Below are 20,605 nucleotides of genomic sequence, written 5' to 3' on the forward strand. Positions count from 1 at the left end.
GGCGCGGTAGTGCCTAGCCCAACCCGGCCGCCGGATTCGACTCATACTTCGGCACCATCGCCTCGTAGTTCTCCATCAGCTTCAGGTTCGTAATGTTGTTCGGGATACCGAAGGCGTCCACCAGCGTCTGCGACCAGGGACCCAGCGAATCCACCAGGTCGTTCAGTGCGGCGCGGGCGGCCTTGGTGCGGGTGCCGGTCAGCAGGTTCTGTTCCAGGTACCAGCTGGCGTTATCCACGATGCAGCTGAGGAAGTACACGTCGCGGACTTGTTCCAGTACGCGCCGGGCATCGTCGGATTTCAACTCCGATTCGGCCTCCACGAAGGCCTCGAAGACGATGCGATCCACGTGCGCCCAGCCGACGGCCAGCAGGTGATCTTGTGCGTGGTCTACGACCTTCGCAGCTTCGTCTACGTCCATCTTGCGCGCTGGGCGCAGGCGCCGGGCAAGAGCGCGCATGAGGCGATCTTCCCGCTCGCTCAGCAGGTTGATCTGGTAAGCAGGGTCGAACAGAGAGGTCTCCTCGGAGTCGCTGAAGGTATCCACCAGGTTCTGGATCAGCGCATCTGCGGCGGTGCGGCGCCGCAGCAGGGTGCCGAAGCTATCCAGGCCGAAGCGCACCATCTCCATGGGCTTCAATCCGCCGAGCTCCCGGGCAAAACCTGTCATCAGTTCCTTTGCGGCCAGCTGCATCATCACAACGTTGTCGCCCTCGAAAGTAGTGAACACATCCGAGTCTGCCTTCAGCGTGGTCAGCAGGTTCTCCGCCATGTAGCCGGCACCTCCGCAGGCCTCGCGGACTTCCTGGATCGTGTCGGTTGCGTGCGCGGTGTTGGCAGCTTTCAGTGCAGCGGCGTGTGCCTCGACTTCTCGCTGATCCGCCTGCTGTTCCTTGGTGTGCTGTGTGGGATCCAACCCGAGCTGATCCAGTTCGTGCACGCGCGCGATCAGCTTGTTCGTCGCAAACTGTAGGCCGTAGGCGCGGGCCAGGCGTGGGATGAGGCGCAGGCGGTGCCACCGGTGCTCTATCAGGCGCTTTTCGGGTAGCGCGTCGTCGGGAGCGAATTGACGCCGCAGGTTCGCGTACGTCACGCCGATGTCTAGCGCGGTGCGGGCGGCAGCGCCGGCGGCGGCTCCCACGGTCACGCGCCCGCGCACCAGGGCTCCGAGCATCGTGAAGAAGCGCCGGTTCGGGTTTTCGATAGGGGAGGTGTAGTTGCCGGCCTCGTCGACATCGGCGAAGCGGTTCAGCAGGGCCTCGCGGGGCACGCGGTGGTTAACGAAGCTAATGGTGCCGTTGTCCACGCCCTTCAGTCCGCCCTTGTGGCCGTGGTCGCCGACGCGCACGCCGTCGATGGCGGAGCCGTCGTCCTCGCGGATGCGCACTAGCAGGCAGTGCACGCCCTGCGATTCGCTGGACTGGTCATTCGTGCTGTTGTGGGATCCGGGCACGATGAGCTGTGCAAACACGGCGGCCCACCGTCCGTCGCGGGCGGCATTGCCGATGAACCACTTCTCGGCGGATGCGGTGGGGGAGTTAATGATGAACTCCTGTGTTTCCGCGTCGTAGGTGGCGGTAGTTTCCAGCTGCTGAACGTCGGAGCCGTGTCCGCGCTCCGTCATAGCGAAGCAGCCGAGGGCGTCAAGATCCATCAGCTTCTGCACCATCTCCTGGTGCCGCTCCGTGCCCAGGTTGCCGACGGCACCGCCGAATAGGCCCCACTGCACGCCGGATTTCACCATGAGCGAAAGGTCGGCATGCCCCAGCATTTCGATGGAGGTCAGGCAGCGGCCGGTCTCTCCCGTGCCGCCCTGGTCTGCGCGGAAGGCGTCATAAGGCATTCCGGATTCCCGCACCTGTTGCAGCTGTTCGGTCGTGCGGGCGCGGGATTGCTCGAGGTCGAGGTCCGCGCGCGGCAGGATGTCGGGGTTGGCCAGGATCTTGCGGGTTGCCTCGCGCGCTTCTGGGAAGTCGCCGTCGAGCACGGTCTGTAGCTCTTGTGCTATGGACGCCCGCTGCTCAGCGTCCACCGTCGTGGACAAGGTTTGGGGTGCTCCTGTGGAACGGCGAAGCGTGGCCTCCGACTTGTCAGCAATTCCATTGCCTGAGTCCGGTGTGACCGACTTATCAGTCTGCGTGGTGCTTTCGGTGCTGTTTTCCGGGTTGTTTGGTGACATGAAGTTAAGGATACGCAAGTGTGTGACCTATATCTCTAAGATTTACTAATAATTCCATGTCTAAATTGTCGTGGCCAACGCTCCGACCTCGGTGTTGCATTTGTGGCCGTCGAGCAGGTGACTAGGCTTGCCCCTATGACTGAGGGCACAATTGACGAAAACCACCGGGACGTGAACGGCGCCCTGCAAGACGGCGCTGTACAAGATCGCGAGTTGCGCAGTCGCAGGGTTGCCCCCTCCACGCGCGGGGCTGCAAGCCGCGCGGAGAAGAAGTACTGGATGCTGGTGGCTTTCGCCGTGTTGGCGGTGGCCTATGCGGGCAACGAGTTCACCCCGATGATGGTGTTTTACCGGGGCGAGAACGTCTTTGGTTCCGTCTTCGTCGATGCCCTCCTGGCTTGTTATGCAGCCGGGATTGCTGCGGGCCTGTTACTGTGTGGCCCGCTATCGGACCGCTACGGTCGCCGGATCGTCATGCTGCCTGCCCCGATCATCAGCTTGGTCGGCAGCGTCCTCATTGCAGCGGGCGAGATGAATGAACCGCTGATCTTTACCGGCCGACTCCTCAGCGGCTTCGCCGTTGGCATGGTGATGACCGCCGGTGGAGCTTGGATCAAGGAGCTGTCCACACCGTCGTTCGATCCCAACGCTCAAGAGGGCGCCGGTGCCCGCCGTGCGACGATGTCCCTGACCTTGGGCTTTGCCGTGGGTGCGGCGTTTGCGGGCGTGCTTGCGGAGTGGGGGCCTGCCCCGGGCCAGACCCCTTATATCCTCAGTATCTTGCTGTGTGCCCTGTCGATGGTCGGCATCCTCGGAGTCCCAGAGACCCGCCAGAACGCGCACCTCAAGGTCAAGGGCTCTTTCTGGTCGGACCTCAACGTTCCCTCCCTCCGGCACCCGCGTTTCCTGACTGCCGTGATCCCGATCGCCCCGTGGGTCTTCGGCTGCGCTGGTGTTGCCTACGCGATTATGCCTAGCCTGGCGCAGGACGAGGTCTCTTATCCCATCGCCTTCTCCGCCGGCATTACTGCCGTCGCCCTGGCCTGTGGCTTCGGTATCCAGCAGGTCTCCAGCAAGTACATCAACCCGAATAACTCCCAGGCCCAGCAGATCGGTCTAGTACTGGTGATCATTGGCATGGTGGTGGCCGCCTGGACCGCCCACGTCGGCTCGCTGGTTGGCACGGTCGTCGTCGGCCTCATCCTTGGCACCGGCTACGGTGTGTGCCTGATCTCTGGCCTCACGGAGGTCCAGCGCATCGCTAGCCCCGACGATCTGGGTGGCTTGACCGCCTTCTTCTACACGATCACCTACATCGGTTTCTTCTTCCCGATGATCCTGTCGCGTTTGAAGGACTGGTTCACCTACACCGAGATGTTGGGCTTCGGTGCGGTGGTTGCCCTTATTGGTCTTATCGTGGTGACGCTGACTTCCAAGAAGTTCATTCCAGTCCCGCAGGAGCCGGGGAACTAGCTTTCGGTTTCCCTTCGGCAGCTGCAAGTGCAAGCACGCCGAGCTGCACCGCAGCGCCGACACTCGGGCCGATCGCCAGTGCCAAGATCGCGCGCGTATCGGGGGAGAAGCCCAGCATCAGCACCGCTGTAGACAGTGCAATCGCGATCAGCCACCCGGCGGTGTAGAGGTTGTGGCGATCCGCGGCGAGTGCAGCCGACCCACTGATCATCAGGATGGCCGTCGCCCCGGAGACCAGTGTGAGCCACCCGAGGGTGGAAGGGGAGGAGATCACGGCGGCGTCAAAAAATAGCCCCATCAGTGGCGCGGCGAGGAAGAAGGCGGCAACACCTCCGATGGCTGCGACGGCACCCACCGCGGTGATGGGAAGGGCAGCGGCGCGCAGAACTCGCTCGCGATGCTTCGTGAAATGCACGATCAGCGCGGGTTGGAAACGCTGGAGAGGCACCAGGATCGGCGCGCGCGTGAGCGTAATGGCCGTGATAGTGGCAGCAAGCGCGCCGGGGCCAACCTCCGCCCCGGAGGTGTAGCGCAGCAGCACGCTGAAGCCGGTGATCATCACCGCGTTTGCTCCCGAGGCGACCATTGCCTTGAGCGTGCGCGAGAGGAAAGGACGCGCAGCCACATCCGCCCGATCGCGCAGAGTAGCCCGCGCAGAGCGCGAGCACGCCAGGATCAGCAACCACGTGGCCGCGCCGATGACAGTGACAAACAGGTAGGCCAGCAGCTGCCACCCCAGGGCCCACGCGACGACGGCCAGCGCCAGCCGCACGCCCGAATCGATGGCCATCAACCAGGCGAAACTAGGCCACGAGTGGTTGGCGGACAGTAATCCGCAGACCGTCGCCTGGAAGGTATAGCAAGCCAGACCGACCGCCAAAAGGAGTAGGCCCCACCCTGTCTGGCTAGGCACGAGTTCCCCGATCCATAGCGGTCCGGTGGCCAGAGCGAGCACACCCACGGCCACGGCGATGTAGCCCGTGAGGGCGAAGGGGCGGGGAGTCTGCTCCGTCGGATTTCGCTTTGCCGTTCGAGTTGCCTTTCGGGTCGCCGTCCGAGGTGCCGTCGGCTGTGCACGCTGGGTGGAAACCGCGCGAGTGGTTTCCTGCATCAACCCGTCCAGCACGCCCGTCATCGCGAAGAACAGCGACCAGTAGACCATGAAGTCCTCGTACCCGGCCGTGCTGAGCCCCTTGTTGGCCACCCAAATGACCAGGTAGCCGGCTATTGCCACTAATACGGTGGCGAGCGAAATGGCGCGCATCGGTGAACCTTCTTGGGCGAGACCCTGGGGTTAGTCCTGCAGCCTGTCGCCGAGCTCACCGAGCTTCTGTCCAACGCGCTTCAACGCATCTACTGCTCGCGCGGGTCCGGAAGCATCGACCATCTCCGCCGCCGGGCCTGCGGGGAGGGCACGGAGCTGTTCGCTGCTGAGCTCGGTGCCCTCGCCGCCGGGGAAGTCGGGCAGTTCTTCATGACGCAACCAGCGGTCGAAAAGCCCCTGCACCTCACTTCGGGCCACACCGTTTTCCTCGGCGACGGTGTTTGCCAGGTTTTCCAGGTCGCGGGTTTCCACCAAGCCCATGCGGTGCTGGGTGGTCCAGCGCTTGACCATGTCGAAGAAGGCGTCGTCGCCCAGCAGCACGCGCAGGGCGTGTACGGTGACGGCTCCGCGCTTGTAGAGCCGGTCGTCGAACATGTCGTCGGCACCGGGGTCGATCAGCAGAATGTCCTGTGGCTTGTCTGCGAGTGCCTGGTGGTGTGCCCACGCATGGTGGGCGGCGGGGATGCCCTGCGACTTTTCAAACCACAGCCACTCGGAGTAGCAGGCGAAGCCCTCGTTCAGCCAAATATCCCGCCACTCGACAAGGCCCACAGAGTTGCCGAACCACTGGTGGGACAACTCGTGGGCGATCAGGCGCTCCCACGTGTGCTTGCCGTCGGCGTGGTTGCAGCCGAACATGCTCATTCCCTGGGCTTCGAGGGGGATCTCCATCTCCTCGTCCGTGACCACCACGGAGTACTCCGGGAAGGGGTAGGTGCCGAAGAGCTCCGAGTAGACCTCGACCATCTCCGTCTGCTGGCCGAAGTCCTCGTTGACCAGTTCGCGTACCCGCTTGGCGTGTTCGGTTCCCTGGGGTAGCCATCCGAAAACCGGCACAGTTTTGCGGCCCAGTTCTGCGCTGCGGAAATCCACCCGCTGGTAGGAGCCCACGTACACCGCAGCCAGGTAAGTGGCCATGGGGTAGTTGGTTTCGAATACCCGCGTGGTGTTGTTGCCCTTGTTGAATTGCTCCACCAGGGTGCCGTGAGCGATGGCGGTGACGTCCCGGTGGGCGGTGATGGCAATGCGGAACGTTGCCTTTTCGTCCGGCGTATCGTCGCAGGGGAACCAGCTGGGAGCGCCGTTGGGCTGGCCTGCAACCAGGGCCCCGTTATCGGTTTCTTCCCAGCCGACCTCGCCCCACTTGGAGCGCAGCGGGCGCGGGAAGCCACCGTACTTGATGGTCAGGTCGAACGACTGGTCCTCCGCGACTTCCTCCACGAAGGTGATCGTCAGCTTGTTGCCGTTGTGGCGGAACCGACGGATCTTGATTGCCCCGTTGGTGGCTGCCACCCCGTGGCCGGAGACTTCCACTCGGTTGACCGCCAGGTTGCTGGCCAGGTCCAACGTCATCGTCTTCAATGGCCGGTAGTTTTCTACCGCCAGGCGAGCCACACCACGCAGGTTATTTGGCTCGACGTCGTAGTGCAGCTGCAGGTCGTAGCTCAGCACGTGGAACCCGAGGTTGAAGTCCACACCCGTGTAGGCATCCCGGGCTCCGGCGATGGGGGTGCTACGGAACGGTCGAGGCTGAGGTTCGGTTCGTTTCATGAATGGCACATTACTATCTGCATAGGACAACCCCCGCCACGGAGGTGCTCTCAGTGGCGGGGGAAGTGGTCTTTAGCTATTGCAAGTGATCGCAGGCGCTAGTCGGAACTTCTTTTAGGAGCCCGAGGTGGAGCCTGCCCAGTAGTCTTCCGGAGAGATCGGCTTGGTCGGCTGCAGCTTCGGACGCTCGGCACCGGTACCCAGGCCGTTAACCAGGTCATTCCAGTAGCCACGCAGGTCGTCCTGCCAGTAGCCCCACTGGTGCGTGCCTGCCGGGCGGAAGTTGTATTTCACCGGGATGCCCAGCGCGTTGGTCTTGCGGGCCAGGTCGCGGGTGCAGGCGTTGGTGGCGCCCTCGATAACAGCACCCTCGAAGATGACTGGAGCTGCGGAGGACAGCTGGCCATTCACGCGCTCGGACCACGGCATATCGTGCTCGCCCGGGAAGCCGGAGCTGGTGGAAACGTAGATGTTCTTCTGGCCACGCAGCTTCTCAGCGTTGATCAGAGCATCGTTGTTGCGGGCAACCTCACCGTTTACTGGGCCCCACATCTTGGTGAAGTCCGTGCCGCCGCGGTTCAGAACCAGGTCGATGAACTTCGGGGTCAGGCCGGTGGTGGTTGCAGCGCAGCCGGAGAAGGAGCCGACGGAGTCGTAGAAGCCCGGGTGGTGCTGGGCGTACAGCAGAGAGGTGGTGCCGGTCATGGACATGCCGGCGATAGCGCGCTTGTCGTTAGCCTTCAGAGCCGGCTCAATGGCCTGTGGCAGCTCGCGGGTAAGGAACGTCTCCCACTTCTGCGGGCCCTTGATCTCCGAAGTGTTCGGCTCGGTGACCCAGTCGGTGTAGTAGGAATACGCTCCGGTCATCGGGATAACGATGTTCGCACCGATGCCCGGGCTGACGGTGCCCTTGGAAGGATCGCTGTTGCCGCCGTAGTAGGTGACGATGTCGGTCTGGCGGATCCAGTTAGCGATGCCCTGGCCGCCATCTGCGCCGTTCAACATGTACAGGGTCGGCGCGTTATCGCGCTTTTCCTTGTCCTTCGGCTGGATAACGACCAACGGGATGTGGCGCTTCATCGAAGGAGAGTAGGCAGAAACTTCCTGGATGTTGTCGAAGCCCTTGTCGTTCCAACTCTTGATGATGCTGCGCCAGGTGGTGGTGTCCTCCGACAGTCCCTGGGTCTCGGTGTTCAGGCTGATCTTTGCCGGAGCGATGCCGTCGGCCTTCTGTGCAGCAGAAACGCTTGCGGCCTGGGCGGCTGGCGCGACAGCAGAAACGGTGGCAAAGGGAGCGATCGCTGCCGTGACGGCGGCCAGAGTGCGGACGATGCTTCGCTTCATAAAGTTGATCCTTCTGTGGGAGTCACACCTGGGGAAAGGTCAGAATTTTAAGAGCCCGAGGCGTGAGTGATCATTGTGAACGGGGGAGGCTTCACCGAGGAGTCTCAAGGAATTCTCAGCGAATCTCTAAGGCAAGGGGGAGTTTACCCAATTTAGTGCGGTTATAGGAACCCGAGGAGGGAAAAGTTTCCGCGGGGAACCCAAACAGGGGTGTTATGAATATGGCTAGTGGGTCTAATGTTACTAAAGCTAAAAGTTTTTCTGGAGCGACCGCTGGTTGGGGCGTGAGGCGTCATAAAGAGTGTCGAGGTGAACAAAGCCAAGCCCGACAAACACGAGCGAAGAACATTAAGTACCCTTGGGACTTGTGGCTAAAGAACATTTTGACGTAGTAGTACTCGGAGCAGGCCCTGGCGGATACGTGGCGGCGATTCGTGCCGCTCAGTTGGGTCTGAAGACCGCCGTTATCGAAAAGCAGTACTGGGGCGGCGTATGCCTCAACGTGGGCTGCATCCCCTCGAAGGCGCTGATCCGCAACGCCGAACTTGCGCACACCATCACCAAGGAAGCCAAGACCTACGGCATTACCGGCGACAACATCTCGATGGACTTCAAGGTTGCGCACCAGCGCTCCCGCAAGGTCTCCGGCAACATCGTCAAGGGTGTCCACTTCCTGATGAAGAAGAACAAGATTCAGGAAATCCACGGACGCGGCAACTTCGTCGACGACAAGACCATCGAGGTCTCCGACGGTGACGATGCAGGCAAGACCATCACCTTCGATAACTGCATCATCGCCACCGGCTCCGTTGTGAGGTCCCTGCCGGGCGTGGAGTTGGGCGGCAACATCGTCTCCTACGAAGAGCAGATCCTGGACGAGAACAAGCCGGACTCCATGGTCATCATCGGCGCAGGCGCCATCGGCATGGAGTTCGCCTACGTGCTGTCCAACTTCGGTGTGGACATCACCGTCGTTGAATTCATGGACCGCGTTCTGCCGAACGAGGACAAGGATGTGTCCAAGGAAATCGCCAAGCAGTACAAGAAGCTGGGCGTAAACCTGAAGACCGGCCACAAGACCACCGCCGTCCGTGACCTGGGCGAAGGCAAGGGCGTGGAGGTGGACATCGAGTCCGCCGACGGCTCCAAGAGCGAGACCCTGAAGGCCGACCGCGTGATGGTCTCCATCGGCTTCGCACCCCGCGTGGAGGGCTATGGCCTGGAGAACACCGGCGTGAAGCTGACCGAGCGCGGCGCCATTGATATCGACGACGAGATGCGCACCAGTGTTCCGCACATCTACGCCATTGGTGACGTCACCGCCAAGCTGCAGCTGGCCCACGTTGCCGAGGCACAGGGCGTGGTCGCTGCCGAGATCATCGCCGGCGAAGAGACCGAGCTGCTGGGCGACTACATGATGATGCCGCGCGCCACCTTCTGCTCCCCGCAGGTTGCATCCTTCGGCTACACCGAGGAAGCCGCCAAGAAGAAGGCAGAGGAAGAAGGTCGCGAAGTGAAGGTCGCCACCTTCCCCTACACCGCAAACGGCAAGGCCCAGGGCCTAGGCCACGCAGTGGGCTTTGTGAAGCTGGTGGCAGACGCAGAGTACGGCGAACTGCTGGGCGCCCACATGGTCGGCCCGGACGTGTCCGAGCTGCTGCCGGAGCTGACCCTGGCGCAGCGCTTCGACCTGACGGCCGAAGAGATCTCCCGCAACGTCCACACGCACCCGACCCTGTCGGAGGCCATGAAGGAAGCCGCCCACGGCATCGCCGGCGGGCACATGATCAACCTGTAAAAGGTTGTAGCGCCCGGCTCCTTTCGATGGAGCCGGGCGTGCGTCGTCATCCCACCGCCATGATTGGTGCAACGATTGCCTGAGAAGATTGGCCTGCTGGCAGACCGCGGCCTGCCAGCGGTGCGCGTGCGAGCGCTGCTCAAGGAGCTAGACGAGGTCTCACAGAAGCACGTTTCCGGGGACAAGCCGATCCTCGAATTCCGCACCGGAACGCTGCCCATGGATGAGTTCGGCAACGTCCGCCTGGCCGATTCCGCCCCCGGTATTCTGCGCGATTACGGCTGGGATCGGCTGGTGTACGTCACTGACCTGCCCCTCACCACCCGGCGACCGGTCATTAGCCAGACCGTCGAACACGGCAGGGCCACCATGCTGTGCCTGCCGGCCTTCGGACTGCTGCGGGCCAAAGAGGGCCTGCGCCAGGAGCTATCGCGCCTGGTCTGCGGCAAACCCGCCGGAGCCGGCCAGCGCGAAAAAGGCGTGGACGACATCGAAGGCGGCGACGTGGAAGCCGATACGACCCGCGTGCTGGAAGGTCGCGGCCGAACCCTACGCCTGCTGCTGGGAATGATCCGCGGCAACCGCCCCGGGCAACTCATAAGGGTGCTGTCCAGCTGCCTAGCCACGGGCGTGGCCACCGGTGGCTTCGGCATCTTCTACGGTTCGGTGTGGGAGATGTCCTACCTGATCAGCTCCTGGCGGCAGATCATGATCACCATCCTGTCGATCACCCTGTTGACCTTCTGGCTGATCTACAAAAACGGCCTGTGGAACGGGGCGTATAGCCGCAACCCGGAACCCACTACGGTGAATGTAGCCACTGGTGGCGCTGCCCAGCCCGCCGCGGATAGTGCCGCATGGTGGCGTGCGCGGATGGATAACTTGGCCACCACCGGTACGGTGCTGATCTCCGCGACTGGGGTTTATATCCTGATTTACCTCACGATGCTGCTGGTCAGTGCCGCCGTCGTGCCGGTTCCCTTCTTCGAAAGCCGGGTCAATGCGGACATCACGCCGGTGGATTATCTGACGTTGGCGTGGTTCGCGGCGTCCCTAGGTACCCTCGGCGGGGCGCTCGGATCGAGCTTCGATACCGACGAATCGGTGCGCGAAGCTACATACAACCGCCGTGAGCTGCAGCGCAGGCAGATCGTCGGGCTCTTCGACGGCGACTAGCGCCCACTGCAGGAACCAGCGCCATAGGAACCAGCGCCGCAGGAACCAGCACTAATACGGCGACACGCTCGAACGGTGCGGGTCGATTTCCACCGTGCGGTTGATCGGCGGGAAGGCGCGCTGCGGGCAGTTCTCGCGCGGGCACAATCGGCAGCCAGAGCCAATCGGCACCGCCGCGGACGTGTCCTTCAGATCCAGCCCGTCCGAGTACACTGTGCGGTCGGCGTGCCGCAGCTCGCAGCCCAGTCCGATGGCGAACATCTTCCCCGGCTGCCCCCACGCCGCGCGGTGGTGGTTCACTGTGCGGGCGATCCACAGGTACGTCCGCCCGTCGGGCATCTGCGCGATCTGGCGCATGATCTTGCCGGGGTAGCTAAACGTCTCGTACACATTCCACAGCGGGCACGTGCCGCCGGAGTTCGATAGGTGCAGCCCCGTCGCAGACTGACGTTTGGACATGTTGCCCGCGCGATCCACGCGCACGAAGGTCCAGGGCACGCCGCGCAGGCTGGGGCGCTGCAGGGTGGACAGGCGGTGGCAGACCGTCTCGTACCCCACGCCGTATTCGCGCATGAGGAACTCCAGGTCGTAGCGCGATTCCTCCGCGGAGCTGTGGAACTGCCGGTAGGGCAGCAGTAGTGCGGCGGCATAGTAGCTGGCCAGACCGCGCCGGGCGAGCGCGCGGGTTTCTTCGGATTGGAAGTGTCCCAGCTCCACTAGCGAGTCGATTGTCGTTCCGGCTTCCAGGTACGCCAGCTCCGTCGCCAGCCGGAACGCGATCTGCCCGGGGCGCATCTTCGCCGACACGTGCAGAGTCTTTCGTTTCGGATCGAACTTGTGCTGCGTATCGCCCAGGTCGCGCGAGTAAATCACCTCCACCTTGTGCACTTGCTGCAGGCGCTCGGCGAGGATCTGTTCTGTGTGGTGTATCTGGTTCGCCCCGATGTTTATTCTGGACGCCAACTTTTCCGCCGCCACATCTAGAACATCGATGTAGTTCTGCCTGGCGTAGAAAAAGTCACGGACTTCCTCGTGGGGCATAGAGAACGCCTCGGGGCCGGAGGCGCGACCGAAGAGTTCGCCCTTGGGCGTGATGGAGAGGATGGCGGAGCCCTGCACGCGTTCTTCTGTGAGCAGCGACAGGGTGTCCGAAACGTTGCGGTAGCGGGAGTGCAGATCCACGAAGGCGCGGGCGAGGTCCGGGTGGTTCTTCACAAGCGCTGCCAGTTCGGTAACGTCCGCCGGGGTGGGGCTGATTTCCGGGTCCAGGGTCACGTCCTGGATTTCCGCGAGAAGGCGGGTGGAATCTTGATCGGCGAAGAAGGTCGGGTCGATGCCGAAGGCTGCGGTGATGCGCTCGAGGACGGCGACGGTCAGTGGGCGCCCGTCGTGTTCGATCTGGTTGACGTAGCTGGCGGAAAGATCCAGGATTTCGGCCAGGCGAGCCTGGGAGATTCCGCGCTCTTTGCGTAGTTGGCGCAAGCGGGAGCCGACGAAGGGGCGCTCTGCATTGCGTTCTGTATTGCCTGCAGGGCTGGCTGCGTGCTCCGTTCCCTGTGTGTGTTCAATCCGTTTGCCCATGGTGCCCATCAGTATATTCATGGCTTTCAGAGGGAAGTCTGCTGGATATATTTAGCTTTATGACTGTCTTTTCTTATGCTTTATATCGAAAAGGGGGTTTTATCGGCGCTTTTACCCCCCTGCTGAGCACTGCGTATTTGACCTTGTGTGGGTAATATGTCCTCGACTGTATCCGTCGGTGTGATGCAGTAAGACTGACTTGAAAGAGAGCCCGTCCGAATGATCCGTTTCCCCCTTTCCATTTCCCGCCGAGTAACCCGCATCGGCGTTGCTAGCGTAGCCGCCGTGGCAGCCTGCGGCACTGTGGCGCTGACCCCTGCCTCTGCAGATACCCTGGTGAGCCAGCTGCCAGGCGCGTCGGCCGACGGCACCGTCGTGGTTACTGATAGTCCCCGCGTCAAGGTTGACGTAGAAGCAGCCGATGCCGCCAGCGGCACCGTCAAGGTCACGGTAAAGAACACCTATGACCACAAGTTCCGCTGCGCAGCCCCGGGCGCTGCACCGAAGGATTCCAAGCCCGCCGAGCTGCCCAATGCGGTAGCCACCTCCGACATCGTCTCCCAGGCTGTGAATTACTACCGCGAGCAGCCATTTTCCCCAAAGGACGGTGTAGCTGCCCCCATCCTGGGCGTAGTTCCCACGACTCCTTTCCTGAAGTACGTTCCCGCTGGCAGCCTGGGCCGCCTGTTCGGCAAGGATATTGCTACCCGCGCTTCTCTGGCACGCCAGTGGGATTCGGCACGACTGGCTGGTCACACCGCAGAATTGGCTCCTTTTGATCTGGAGCCCCTCGCTACCCAGGAGTTCACCGTCAAGCTGAACGCGCCGGGCAACGGGGAGCGCACCGAATTCGCCGCTGGCGCCCTGCTCTACTGCACCGATGTCACCGCAGACCCGAAGCAGTCTTACATCTTCGCCGGTTACCAGCCGGGTGCCAAGCCGGCTCCCGCAACCGCTGGATCTTCCCGTCCGGCCGGTTCCGCACCGTCTAGCCTGCTGGGTTCTTCCTCCCGCTAGCGCTTAGTGCTTCCCCAAAGTTCCAAGTTTCATTACTCCTCGATTCATTCGTCCTCGAGAGGAATTCCCCATGTCAAAGACATTTTCGAAGTCCCTGCTGGCTGTAGCGCTGTCGACCACCGTGGTGGCGGCGCTGTCTAATGGCGCGGTCGCTAGCGCAGCCAATGTTGTTCCCGGTGCGGATACGACTGGCGTTGTTGTTTTTACGGACAAGCAGGATCTGAGCGTCAAGGTTAATGCTGCGGACGCCACCGCTACCGCTATTACCGGCACCGTAACCAACCACACTGATTCGGCCTTTACCTGTGCGGGTGTTCAGGGCAAGGACACGTCTGCCGGAGACGTGACTACCAGCGACCTGGTTGCAAAGTCGGTCGAGTACTACCGCAACAACCTGCACTACGTTGCTCCGAATGTAGATGTGAAGACCCCTTCGCTGCCGCTCATCGGCCAGCTTAACCTGGGCACTTTGAACCTTGGTTCTTCCGCCGGTCTGCTGCAGGGGCTGGGCTCGCTGCTGGGTAAGGCCAACAAGGATCGCAATGACATTTCCGGCGAGTACAGCGCTGCCCGCGTAGCGGGCCACGCTGGTCAGATCGCTAAGTTCACCGTTGCCCCGCAGTCCACGGTGGATGTTAAGGCTGCACTGCCGGCTCCGAGCTCCGGCGCGCGCACTGACTTCGACGCTGCGGCGTTCATTATGTGCACTAAGGATGGCAACAACGAGGGAGCCTACGTGTTCACGGGCTACGAGGAGGGCACCGTCAAGCCTTCCCGTTCGGCCCAGGGGTCCTCTAAGGGTTCCGCTAAGGGGTCCTCTGCGATGCAGGGCTCGTCCCGTGGCGTGCTGTCTTCCAGCTAGTTTCAGTGTGATGTGAGAGAAGAAGAAAAGAAATGAATAATTCTCGCCGCGTGCAGCGGCACAGCATCGTCCGCATCGCCCGCGCGGGCTCTATCGCTGGCGCTCCCGGCGTGGCCGTGGCAACAGTGTTGGCTTCCGCAGTGGTATCCAGCGCTTCGGCTGCAACAGCCTCCGAGTCGTACACCGATTCGTCGTCGGTCTACACCCGTACTGTCAGCAATACCGAGCCTTCCGTGGGACAGAAGATCACCTACACGCAGACGTTTACGACGAAGCGGAGCACCGACAGTATCTACAACTGGCAGAACAAGGTCGATGCCTGCCTGAAGTACGTTCCGGGTTCCGCAACCTTGCAGATCGGTGATGGTGGGGCGATCCCGCTGCCGAACAGCGCGGTTAGCACTGAGCCGGGCGTCACCACGATCACCTCTACCGAGGCGAAGGGGTACTGGGAGTTCAGTGCCACGAACCCTCACACCTTCACGTTGGACTACGAGGTCTCGGAAGAGTGCTCTACGGAAAAGCCTTTGCAGTCCGGTTTCGCCTACACCTACAGGGGCTGGATCGGGAAGTCTTCGAAGGATTACGCGCCGAGCAAATTCAACGGCGGCCCCGCTGTCAAGGTGCAGGAGGCCGCCAAGGCGCAGACTTCCCTGGAGCTCAGCGCGCTGCCGGAAGTTGTAGAGAAGGCCGCGCCGCTGAAGCTGGAGGCCAAGTTGGCGATTACGCAGCCGCCGGCAAACGGTGAGGCAGCCACTGTGGCCGGTCGCAACGTCGAGTTCGTTTCTAACGGCCAGGTTCTCTGCACCGCGGAGGCCAACGAGGACGGCGTGGCTACCTGTGACTGGACCCCGGAGGCCACGGGGGAGGCGTCGATCGTCGCCCGCTTCGCCCCGGTGGATAACCTGCTGGGCGCGACTTCCGCACCGGCGAAGACGCGCGTCGTCACCGCTTTGCCGAAGGCGCCGACCGAGGTGCGCGTCGAGCCCACCCCGCTGCGGAGCACGGACGTGGCTCGTGTCAGCGGCAAGGCTGCGGCGGGGCAGTTCGTAGAGGTTACGTGTCCGGCGGATACTCGATGTGTGGCAACTGCGGACGCCGAAGGCTCCTTCGCCTGCGAACTGGGCTACCTGCCGGCGGGCAAGGGGCACCAGATCACGGTGAATGCCAGCCAGGAGGGGGTGAAGTCCCCGGCCGCAATCGTGACGGTGGATGTGGAGGGCAAGACTCTGACCGTGTGGGAGCGCATCGTGGAGTTCTTTAAGTCCCTGGGTGCGCGCCTCGCCGCGCTCTTCGGTGGCGGCTCCAACGGTTCTACCGGATCTCTTTCCTCCAGTAGCTAGCGCCATATGGTGCTAGCGCCGCAGGGTGGCTAGCGCCTAGTTAGTAAAGAGTTAGTTAGCAAAGAGCCCGGCCAGCACATTCGTGCTGACCGGGCTCTAGCGGTGTGCGGGTCTAATGACCCGCGCAGCTAGTTCCTAGCGCTTGAAAGCAAGCGGCTTAGTGGAACTGGCCCTCCTCGGTGGAGCCCTTCAGGGCGGTGGTGGAGGAGTTCGGGTCGACGGTGGTGGCGATCTTGTCGAAGTAGCCTGCACCGACCTCGCGCTGGTGCTTCACAGCGGTGAAGCCGCGCTCCTTGGCGGAAGCGAACTCGCGGTTCTGCAGCTCCACGAAAGCGGTCATCTGGTTGCGGGCGTAGCCGTAAGCCAGGTCGAACATGGAGTGGTTCAGAGCGTGGAAGCCTGCCAGGGTGATGAACTGGAACTTGAAGCCCATTGCGCCCAGCTCGTTCTGGAACTTGGCGATGGTGTCGTCGTCCAGGTGTGCAGACCAGTTGAAGGACGGGGAGCAGTTGTAAGCCAGCAGCTGGTCCGGGAACTCGGAGCGAACAGCCTCAGCGAACTTCTTAGCCAGCTCCAGATCCGGGGTGCCGGTCTCCATCCAGATCAGGTCAGCGTACGGAGCGTATGCCTTCGCACGGGCGATGCAGGGCTCGATGCCGTTCTGCACGTTGTAGAAGCCCTCAGCGGTGCGGCCGCCGGTCAGGAACGGCTTGTCGCGATCGTCAACGTCGGAGGTCAGCAGGGTAGCGGCCTCAGCGTCGGTACGAGCAACAACCAGGGTCGGGGTGTTGGCAACGTCAGCTGCCAGACGTGCAGAGTTCAGGGTGCGGATGTGTTGCTGGGTCGGGATCAGTACCTTGCCGCCCAGGTGGCCACACTTCTTCTCGGAGGCCAGCTGGTCCTCCCAGTGGGTACCTGCAGCGCCGGCCTTGATCATGGCCTTCTGCAGCTCGTAAACGTTCAGTGCGCCGCCGAAGCCAGCCTCGCCGTCGGCAACGATCGGAACCAGCCAGTTGTCAACGGAGGTGTCGCCCTCAACGCGAGCGATCTCGTCTGCGCGGGACAGCGCGTTGTTGATGCGCTGAACGACCGACGGAACGGAGTTCGCCGGGTACAGGGACTGGTCGGGGTAGGTGTGGCCGGACAGGTTAGCGTCACCTGCAACCTGCCAACCGGACAGGTAAACAGCCTTCAGGCCTGCGCGGACCTGCTGAACGGCCTGGTTACCGGTCAGGGCGCCCAGGGCGTTGATGTAGGAGTCGTCATCCTTGTTGACTGCTTCCCACAGGATCTCAGCGCCGCGGCGTGCCAGGGTGTGCTCTTCAACAACGGTGCCCTGCAGCTCAGCGACCTGCTCTGCGGTGTAATCGCGCTCGACGTTAGCCCAGCGGGGGTTCTCGTCCCAGTCCTTCTGGATTTCTTCAGCGGTACGTGCCTTGCCGACGTTCGACATGTAGGGGTCACTTCCTTACTAATTAAGGGGAGAGTTATGTCATGGTCCCTGCCCGGGGGTTCCTGGCGGGGGGACACTGAACCGCACACTACTAATCCTTAGCAATGTTGTTCGGCACTGTTCAGGTGAAGTCTGCGTCCCGTGTCTCTGCCTACGAGAGTACCAACCCAAATAACCGCGTCAATGCCGGTCAGGGGGATATTTATGTGTGGGGGTGGTCACTCTTTTTGTTAATTTTGTGAAGTTTTTCTCCCTACTGTTTCTTAATGACGCCCCAGGGTTAGAACGTGATCTGGCTCTCTTGCTGGACTTATAGGTGTGGTGCGCCACGGGATGAGACGCGGCGTCAAAAAGAAAAAGAGAAATAGTCATGCCCGAAAGTCCCCGTCTGTGGGGGTGAGAAAAGTGCGATCTATAACCAACTTCGTGCCCATGGTGAGGGAAGTCACCTAGTCTTTGTGAGTAGAGACCTTTGAATAGGTAGATCGACCAATAAGTGAGGAGTCACCATGACCCAGACCGAGCGTGTAACCGCCGGCGGCCTTCAGGTTGCCAAGACCCTTTACGACTTCGTGAACACCGAGGTACTTCCTGTCATTGGCAAGGATTCCGCCGAGGAGCAGGAGAAGTTCTGGGATGGCTTCGGCAAGATCGTCGAGGAGTACACCCCGCGCAACCGCGAGCTGCTGGCTTTCCGTGACGAGCTGCAGGAGAAGATGGATGCCTGGTACGCCGACCACAAGGGTGCACAGAACCCGGAGGAGTACACCGCGTTCCTGAAGGAGATCGGCTACCTGGTCGACGAGCCGGGCGACTTCGAGATTACGACCCAGAACATCGACCCGGAGGTCGGCACGACCGGCGGTCCGCAGCTGGTGGTGCCGATCCTGAACGCCCGCTTCGCGTTGAACGCGGCGAACGCTCGCTGGGGTTCCCTGTACGATGCCCTCTACGGCACCGACGCCATCTCTGAGGAGAACGGCCAGGAGAAGGGCACCGGCTACAACAAGGTCCGCGGTGACAAGGTCATCGAGTGGGGCCGCGAGTTCCTGGACCGCGTTGTGCCGCTGGAGTCCGGCTCCCACAAGGACGTCACCAAGTACGCCGTGGAGTCCGGCCAGCTGACTGCCACCATTGACGGTAATGATGTGCACCTGCGCAACCCGGAGGTCTACGCAGGCTTCGGCGGCGACAAGGCTAACCCGACCGACATTCTGCTGTACAACAACGGTCTGTACATTGACATTCAGATCGACCCGGAATCCCCGATCGGCAAGACCGACAAGGCCGGCGTCAAGGATCTGAACCTTGAGTCCGCAATCTCCACCATCATGGACTTCGAGGACTCCGTCGCCGCTGTCGACGCAACCGACAAGACCCTGGGCTACCGCAACTGGCTGGGTCTGAACACCGGCAACCTCACCGAGGAAGTGGAGAAGGGCGGCAAGACCTTCACTCGTAAGCTGAACGAGGACCGCGTGTTTACCTCCCGTGATGGTGAGGAGCTGCGTCTGCACGGCCGTTCCCTGCTGTTCGTGCGTAACGTTGGCCACCTGATGCAGAACCCGGCGATCCTGGACCAGAACGGCGAGGAGATCTTCGAGGGCATCATGGATGCCGTCATCACCTCTGCTGCTGCGATCCCGGGTCTGGATGAGAACAACCCGCTGCGTAACTCCCGCAACGGTTCGATCTACATCGTGAAGCCGAAGCAGCACGGCCCGGAGGAGGTTGCGTTCACAAACGATCTGTTTGGTGCTGTGGAGGATCTGCTGGGGCTGGAGCGTTTCACCCTGAAGGTTGGTGTGATGGACGAGGAGCGTCGTACCACCGCTAACTTGGATGCCTGCATTGCGCAGGTTAAGGAGCGTCTGGCGTTTATTAACACTGGCTTCCTGGATCGCACTGGTGATGAGATCCACACCTCTATGCTGGCTGGTCCGATGGTGCGTAAGGCGGAGCTGCAGACCGCGCCGTGGAAGCTGGCTTACGAGGACAACAACGTGGATGCTGGCCTAGCCCACGGTCTGCCGGGTAAGGCGCAGATCGGTAAGGGTATGTGGGCCAAGACCGAGTTGATGGCTGACATGCTGGCGCAGAAGATTGGCCAGCCGAAGGAGGGCGCGTCTACTGCGTGGGTTCCGTCCCCGACGGGTGCGACGCTGCACGCAACTCACTACCACGAGGTGGATGTGTTCGAGGTACAGGACAAGCTGCGCACCGAGGGTCGTCGTGAGACGCTGGGTGACATTCTGACCATCCCGGTGGCGGAGTCTGCTGACTGGTCTGCTGAGGAGATCGCCGAGGAGATTGACAACAACTCCCAGTCCATTCTGGGCTATGTGGTCCGCTGGGTGGAGCAGGGTGTTGGTTGCTCCAAGATCCCGGATATTCACGACATTGATCTGATGGAGGATCGTGCTACCTGCCGTATTAACTCCCAGCACCTGGCTAACTGGTTGAAGCACGGTGTGGTGACCGAGGAGCAGGTTCTGGAGTCTTTGCAGCGTATGGCTGCGAAGGTGGATGAGCAGAACGCTGGTGATGCGAACTACCGCAACATGGCGCCGAACTTTGATGAGTCTGTGGCTTTCCAGGCTGCGAAGGATTTGGTGTTTAAGGGTCTGGAGCAGCCGGCTGGTTACACTGAGCCGATTCTGCACGCCCGTCGTTTGGAGTTCAAGGCTAAAAACGGCATCGCCTAATTAGCTACATCTAGGGGGTGTTCGTTCTCCACTCCCCTGCAAGTTAGATCCCGTCTCTGAGGCTGTTAACGGAGCCTTGGGGCGGGGTTTTTCTCTTTGACTGGTGCAGAATAGATGCTGGTTAAGAGCCCGGGTTACTTGTTATGAGAGTAGCGACGGGCTTTAGCCCGATTGCCACAGTCCTTCATCGAGCACCACTGCCTCCGCAGGCCGTTAGAGCGATCCTCGAAGAGAATTCCACAACGCTCGTGGCCGCATATCTTCAATCGCTGCCGGTCATTAGTTCCGAAAAGTGCAACCGCGTCGGCAGCGACAAAACCTAATGCCTGCTCCAGCTCAAGATTCTTTGCCAGTGTCTTCCTAAGATCAGACTCTTCGCTGTTAAGCGGATGCGGAGAGAAGGACTGAGCGTCCAACTGAAGTAAAGGCCGCCTGGTGGACCATTCGTTGAGTACATCGATTGTGGAATTTAATTCGAATGAGGAGAGCGTATTTATGCCGAGGCTATGCTCTGCCAAGAGTAGAACTGCCTCGCGAAGCGCCGTAACGCTTTCCTGATCAATCGGCATTGGAGTTTCCACAAGCTCAGGAAGTTCGCGGGCCCAAGACGTTGCTCGGCGAGCTTGGTTAAGCCAGCTGGCGAAGTCAGAACGATCGCCGAGAAGGTCGACCGTAGGATGCAGCGGATCTTTACGGCGCCGAAGGGTATTCGCAAAGTCAAGAGCAGGCCGCTCGCCATAAAACACAAAAGAAAGCTGGCGAAGCTGGTTTGTGGATGAAGTATTCATAAAATCTACAG

General features: G+C 61.5%; 14 protein-coding genes. 7 read left to right on the forward strand and 7 right to left on the reverse strand.

Going from position 1 to position 20,605, the window contains the following annotated elements; all coding sequences use genetic code 11:
* Positions 1-13 precede the first annotated feature (13 nt).
* A complete protein-coding gene (locus tag L8U58_RS03790) occupies positions 14-2,179 on the reverse strand; it encodes an acyl-CoA dehydrogenase family protein (RefSeq protein ID WP_269954726.1) in 2,166 nt (721 codons plus the stop codon).
* A 279-nt stretch (positions 2,180-2,458) separates the two neighbouring features.
* On the opposite strand from L8U58_RS03790, the gene L8U58_RS03795 reads away from it, so the two are divergent.
* Positions 2,459-3,652 carry an MFS transporter gene (locus L8U58_RS03795; protein WP_420839832.1) on the forward strand — a complete coding sequence of 398 codons (1,194 nt, stop codon included), beginning with the start codon at positions 2,459-2,461 and terminating at the stop codon, positions 3,650-3,652.
* On the opposite strand, the gene L8U58_RS03800 is transcribed toward L8U58_RS03795, so the two are convergent.
* The 3 genes from L8U58_RS03800 to L8U58_RS03810 all read right to left on the reverse strand — a co-directional run bounded on the left by L8U58_RS03800 (position 3,621) and on the right by L8U58_RS03810 (position 7,871).
* Entirely contained in the window at positions 3,621-4,916 is a 1,296-nt protein-coding gene (locus L8U58_RS03800; RefSeq protein WP_269954728.1) for a hypothetical protein, read from the reverse strand. The two genes, L8U58_RS03795 and L8U58_RS03800, sit on opposite strands and share 32 nt — an antisense overlap.
* Positions 4,917-4,946: 30 nt before the next feature.
* Positions 4,947-6,527, reverse strand: coding sequence for a M1 family metallopeptidase (locus L8U58_RS03805; protein ID WP_269954729.1), 1,581 nt, complete (start codon positions 6,525-6,527; stop codon positions 4,947-4,949).
* A 114-nt stretch (positions 6,528-6,641) separates the two neighbouring features.
* Positions 6,642-7,871 carry an alpha/beta hydrolase gene (locus tag L8U58_RS03810; protein ID WP_034977890.1) on the reverse strand — a complete coding sequence of 410 codons (1,230 nt, stop codon included), beginning with the start codon at positions 7,869-7,871 and terminating at the stop codon, positions 6,642-6,644.
* Between the two features lie 367 nt (positions 7,872-8,238).
* Between L8U58_RS03810 and lpdA the strand changes: the two genes are divergently transcribed.
* Both lpdA and L8U58_RS03820 read left to right on the forward strand, forming a co-directional pair.
* Positions 8,239-9,669 (forward strand): dihydrolipoyl dehydrogenase, encoded by a 1,431-nt coding sequence (gene lpdA, locus L8U58_RS03815; RefSeq protein WP_034968854.1) that lies wholly within the window; start codon positions 8,239-8,241, stop codon positions 9,667-9,669.
* Positions 9,670-9,735: 66 nt separating this feature from the next.
* Positions 9,736-10,845, forward strand: a complete 1,110-nt coding sequence (locus L8U58_RS03820; protein WP_230580257.1) for a hypothetical protein — start codon at positions 9,736-9,738, stop codon at positions 10,843-10,845.
* A gap of 51 nt (positions 10,846-10,896) precedes the next feature.
* Here L8U58_RS03820 and ramB read toward each other — a convergent pair whose 3' ends face one another.
* A complete protein-coding gene (ramB, locus tag L8U58_RS03825; protein WP_051879557.1) occupies positions 10,897-12,426 on the reverse strand; it encodes an acetate metabolism transcriptional regulator RamB in 1,530 nt (509 codons plus the stop codon).
* A gap of 219 nt (positions 12,427-12,645) precedes the next feature.
* On the opposite strand from ramB, the gene L8U58_RS03830 reads away from it, so the two are divergent.
* The 3 genes from L8U58_RS03830 to L8U58_RS03840 all read left to right on the forward strand — a co-directional run bounded on the left by L8U58_RS03830 (position 12,646) and on the right by L8U58_RS03840 (position 15,648).
* The gene (locus tag L8U58_RS03830; protein WP_269954730.1) at positions 12,646-13,443 is read left to right on the forward strand and encodes a hypothetical protein; all 798 of its coding nucleotides are present in this window, start codon (positions 12,646-12,648) and stop codon (positions 13,441-13,443) included.
* 70 nt (positions 13,444-13,513) lie between these two features.
* Positions 13,514-14,305, forward strand: a complete 792-nt coding sequence (locus L8U58_RS03835) for a hypothetical protein (RefSeq protein ID WP_034968866.1) — start codon at positions 13,514-13,516, stop codon at positions 14,303-14,305.
* A 32-nt stretch (positions 14,306-14,337) separates the two neighbouring features.
* Positions 14,338-15,648 carry an Ig-like domain-containing protein gene (locus L8U58_RS03840; protein ID WP_269954731.1) on the forward strand — a complete coding sequence of 437 codons (1,311 nt, stop codon included), beginning with the start codon at positions 14,338-14,340 and terminating at the stop codon, positions 15,646-15,648.
* Between the two features lie 157 nt (positions 15,649-15,805).
* On the opposite strand, the gene aceA is transcribed toward L8U58_RS03840, so the two are convergent.
* Complete coding sequence (gene aceA, locus L8U58_RS03845; RefSeq protein ID WP_034980003.1) at positions 15,806-17,101, reverse strand: isocitrate lyase; 1,296 nt, start codon at positions 17,099-17,101, stop codon at positions 15,806-15,808.
* A 509-nt stretch (positions 17,102-17,610) separates the two neighbouring features.
* On the opposite strand from aceA, the gene L8U58_RS03850 reads away from it, so the two are divergent.
* A complete protein-coding gene (locus tag L8U58_RS03850) occupies positions 17,611-19,806 on the forward strand; it encodes a malate synthase G (protein ID WP_269954732.1) in 2,196 nt (731 codons plus the stop codon).
* A gap of 134 nt (positions 19,807-19,940) precedes the next feature.
* On the opposite strand, the gene L8U58_RS03855 is transcribed toward L8U58_RS03850, so the two are convergent.
* A complete protein-coding gene (locus tag L8U58_RS03855; protein WP_269954733.1) occupies positions 19,941-20,594 on the reverse strand; it encodes a CGNR zinc finger domain-containing protein in 654 nt (217 codons plus the stop codon).
* Between the last annotated feature and the right edge of the window lie 11 nt (positions 20,595-20,605).

This window comes from Corynebacterium macclintockiae (genome assembly GCF_027570165.1).
In the GTDB taxonomy this organism is placed as follows: Bacteria; Actinomycetota; Actinomycetes; order Mycobacteriales; family Mycobacteriaceae; genus Corynebacterium; species Corynebacterium macclintockiae.

What these genes read in the sequence shown, in the direction of transcription:
- L8U58_RS03790 (WP_269954726.1), bottom strand. Translation starts at nt 2,179, where the DNA reads ATGTCACCAAACAACCCGGAAAACAGCACCGAAAGCACCACGCAGACT.
- L8U58_RS03795 (WP_420839832.1), top strand. Translation starts at nt 2,459, where the DNA reads ATGCTGGTGGCTTTCGCCGTGTTGGCGGTGGCCTATGCGGGCAACGAG.
- L8U58_RS03800 (WP_269954728.1), bottom strand. Translation starts at nt 4,916, where the DNA reads ATGCGCGCCATTTCGCTCGCCACCGTATTAGTGGCAATAGCCGGCTAC.
- L8U58_RS03805 (WP_269954729.1), bottom strand. Translation starts at nt 6,527, where the DNA reads ATGAAACGAACCGAACCTCAGCCTCGACCGTTCCGTAGCACCCCCATC.
- L8U58_RS03810 (WP_034977890.1), bottom strand. Translation starts at nt 7,871, where the DNA reads ATGAAGCGAAGCATCGTCCGCACTCTGGCCGCCGTCACGGCAGCGATC.
- ramB (WP_051879557.1), bottom strand. Translation starts at nt 12,426, where the DNA reads ATGGGCAAACGGATTGAACACACACAGGGAACGGAGCACGCAGCCAGC.
- L8U58_RS03830 (WP_269954730.1), top strand. Translation starts at nt 12,646, where the DNA reads ATGATCCGTTTCCCCCTTTCCATTTCCCGCCGAGTAACCCGCATCGGC.
- L8U58_RS03835 (WP_034968866.1), top strand. Translation starts at nt 13,514, where the DNA reads ATGTCAAAGACATTTTCGAAGTCCCTGCTGGCTGTAGCGCTGTCGACC.
- L8U58_RS03840 (WP_269954731.1), top strand. Translation starts at nt 14,338, where the DNA reads ATGAATAATTCTCGCCGCGTGCAGCGGCACAGCATCGTCCGCATCGCC.
- aceA (WP_034980003.1), bottom strand. Translation starts at nt 17,101, where the DNA reads ATGTCGAACGTCGGCAAGGCACGTACCGCTGAAGAAATCCAGAAGGAC.
- L8U58_RS03850 (WP_269954732.1), top strand. Translation starts at nt 17,611, where the DNA reads ATGACCCAGACCGAGCGTGTAACCGCCGGCGGCCTTCAGGTTGCCAAG.
- L8U58_RS03855 (WP_269954733.1), bottom strand. Translation starts at nt 20,594, where the DNA reads ATGAATACTTCATCCACAAACCAGCTTCGCCAGCTTTCTTTTGTGTTT.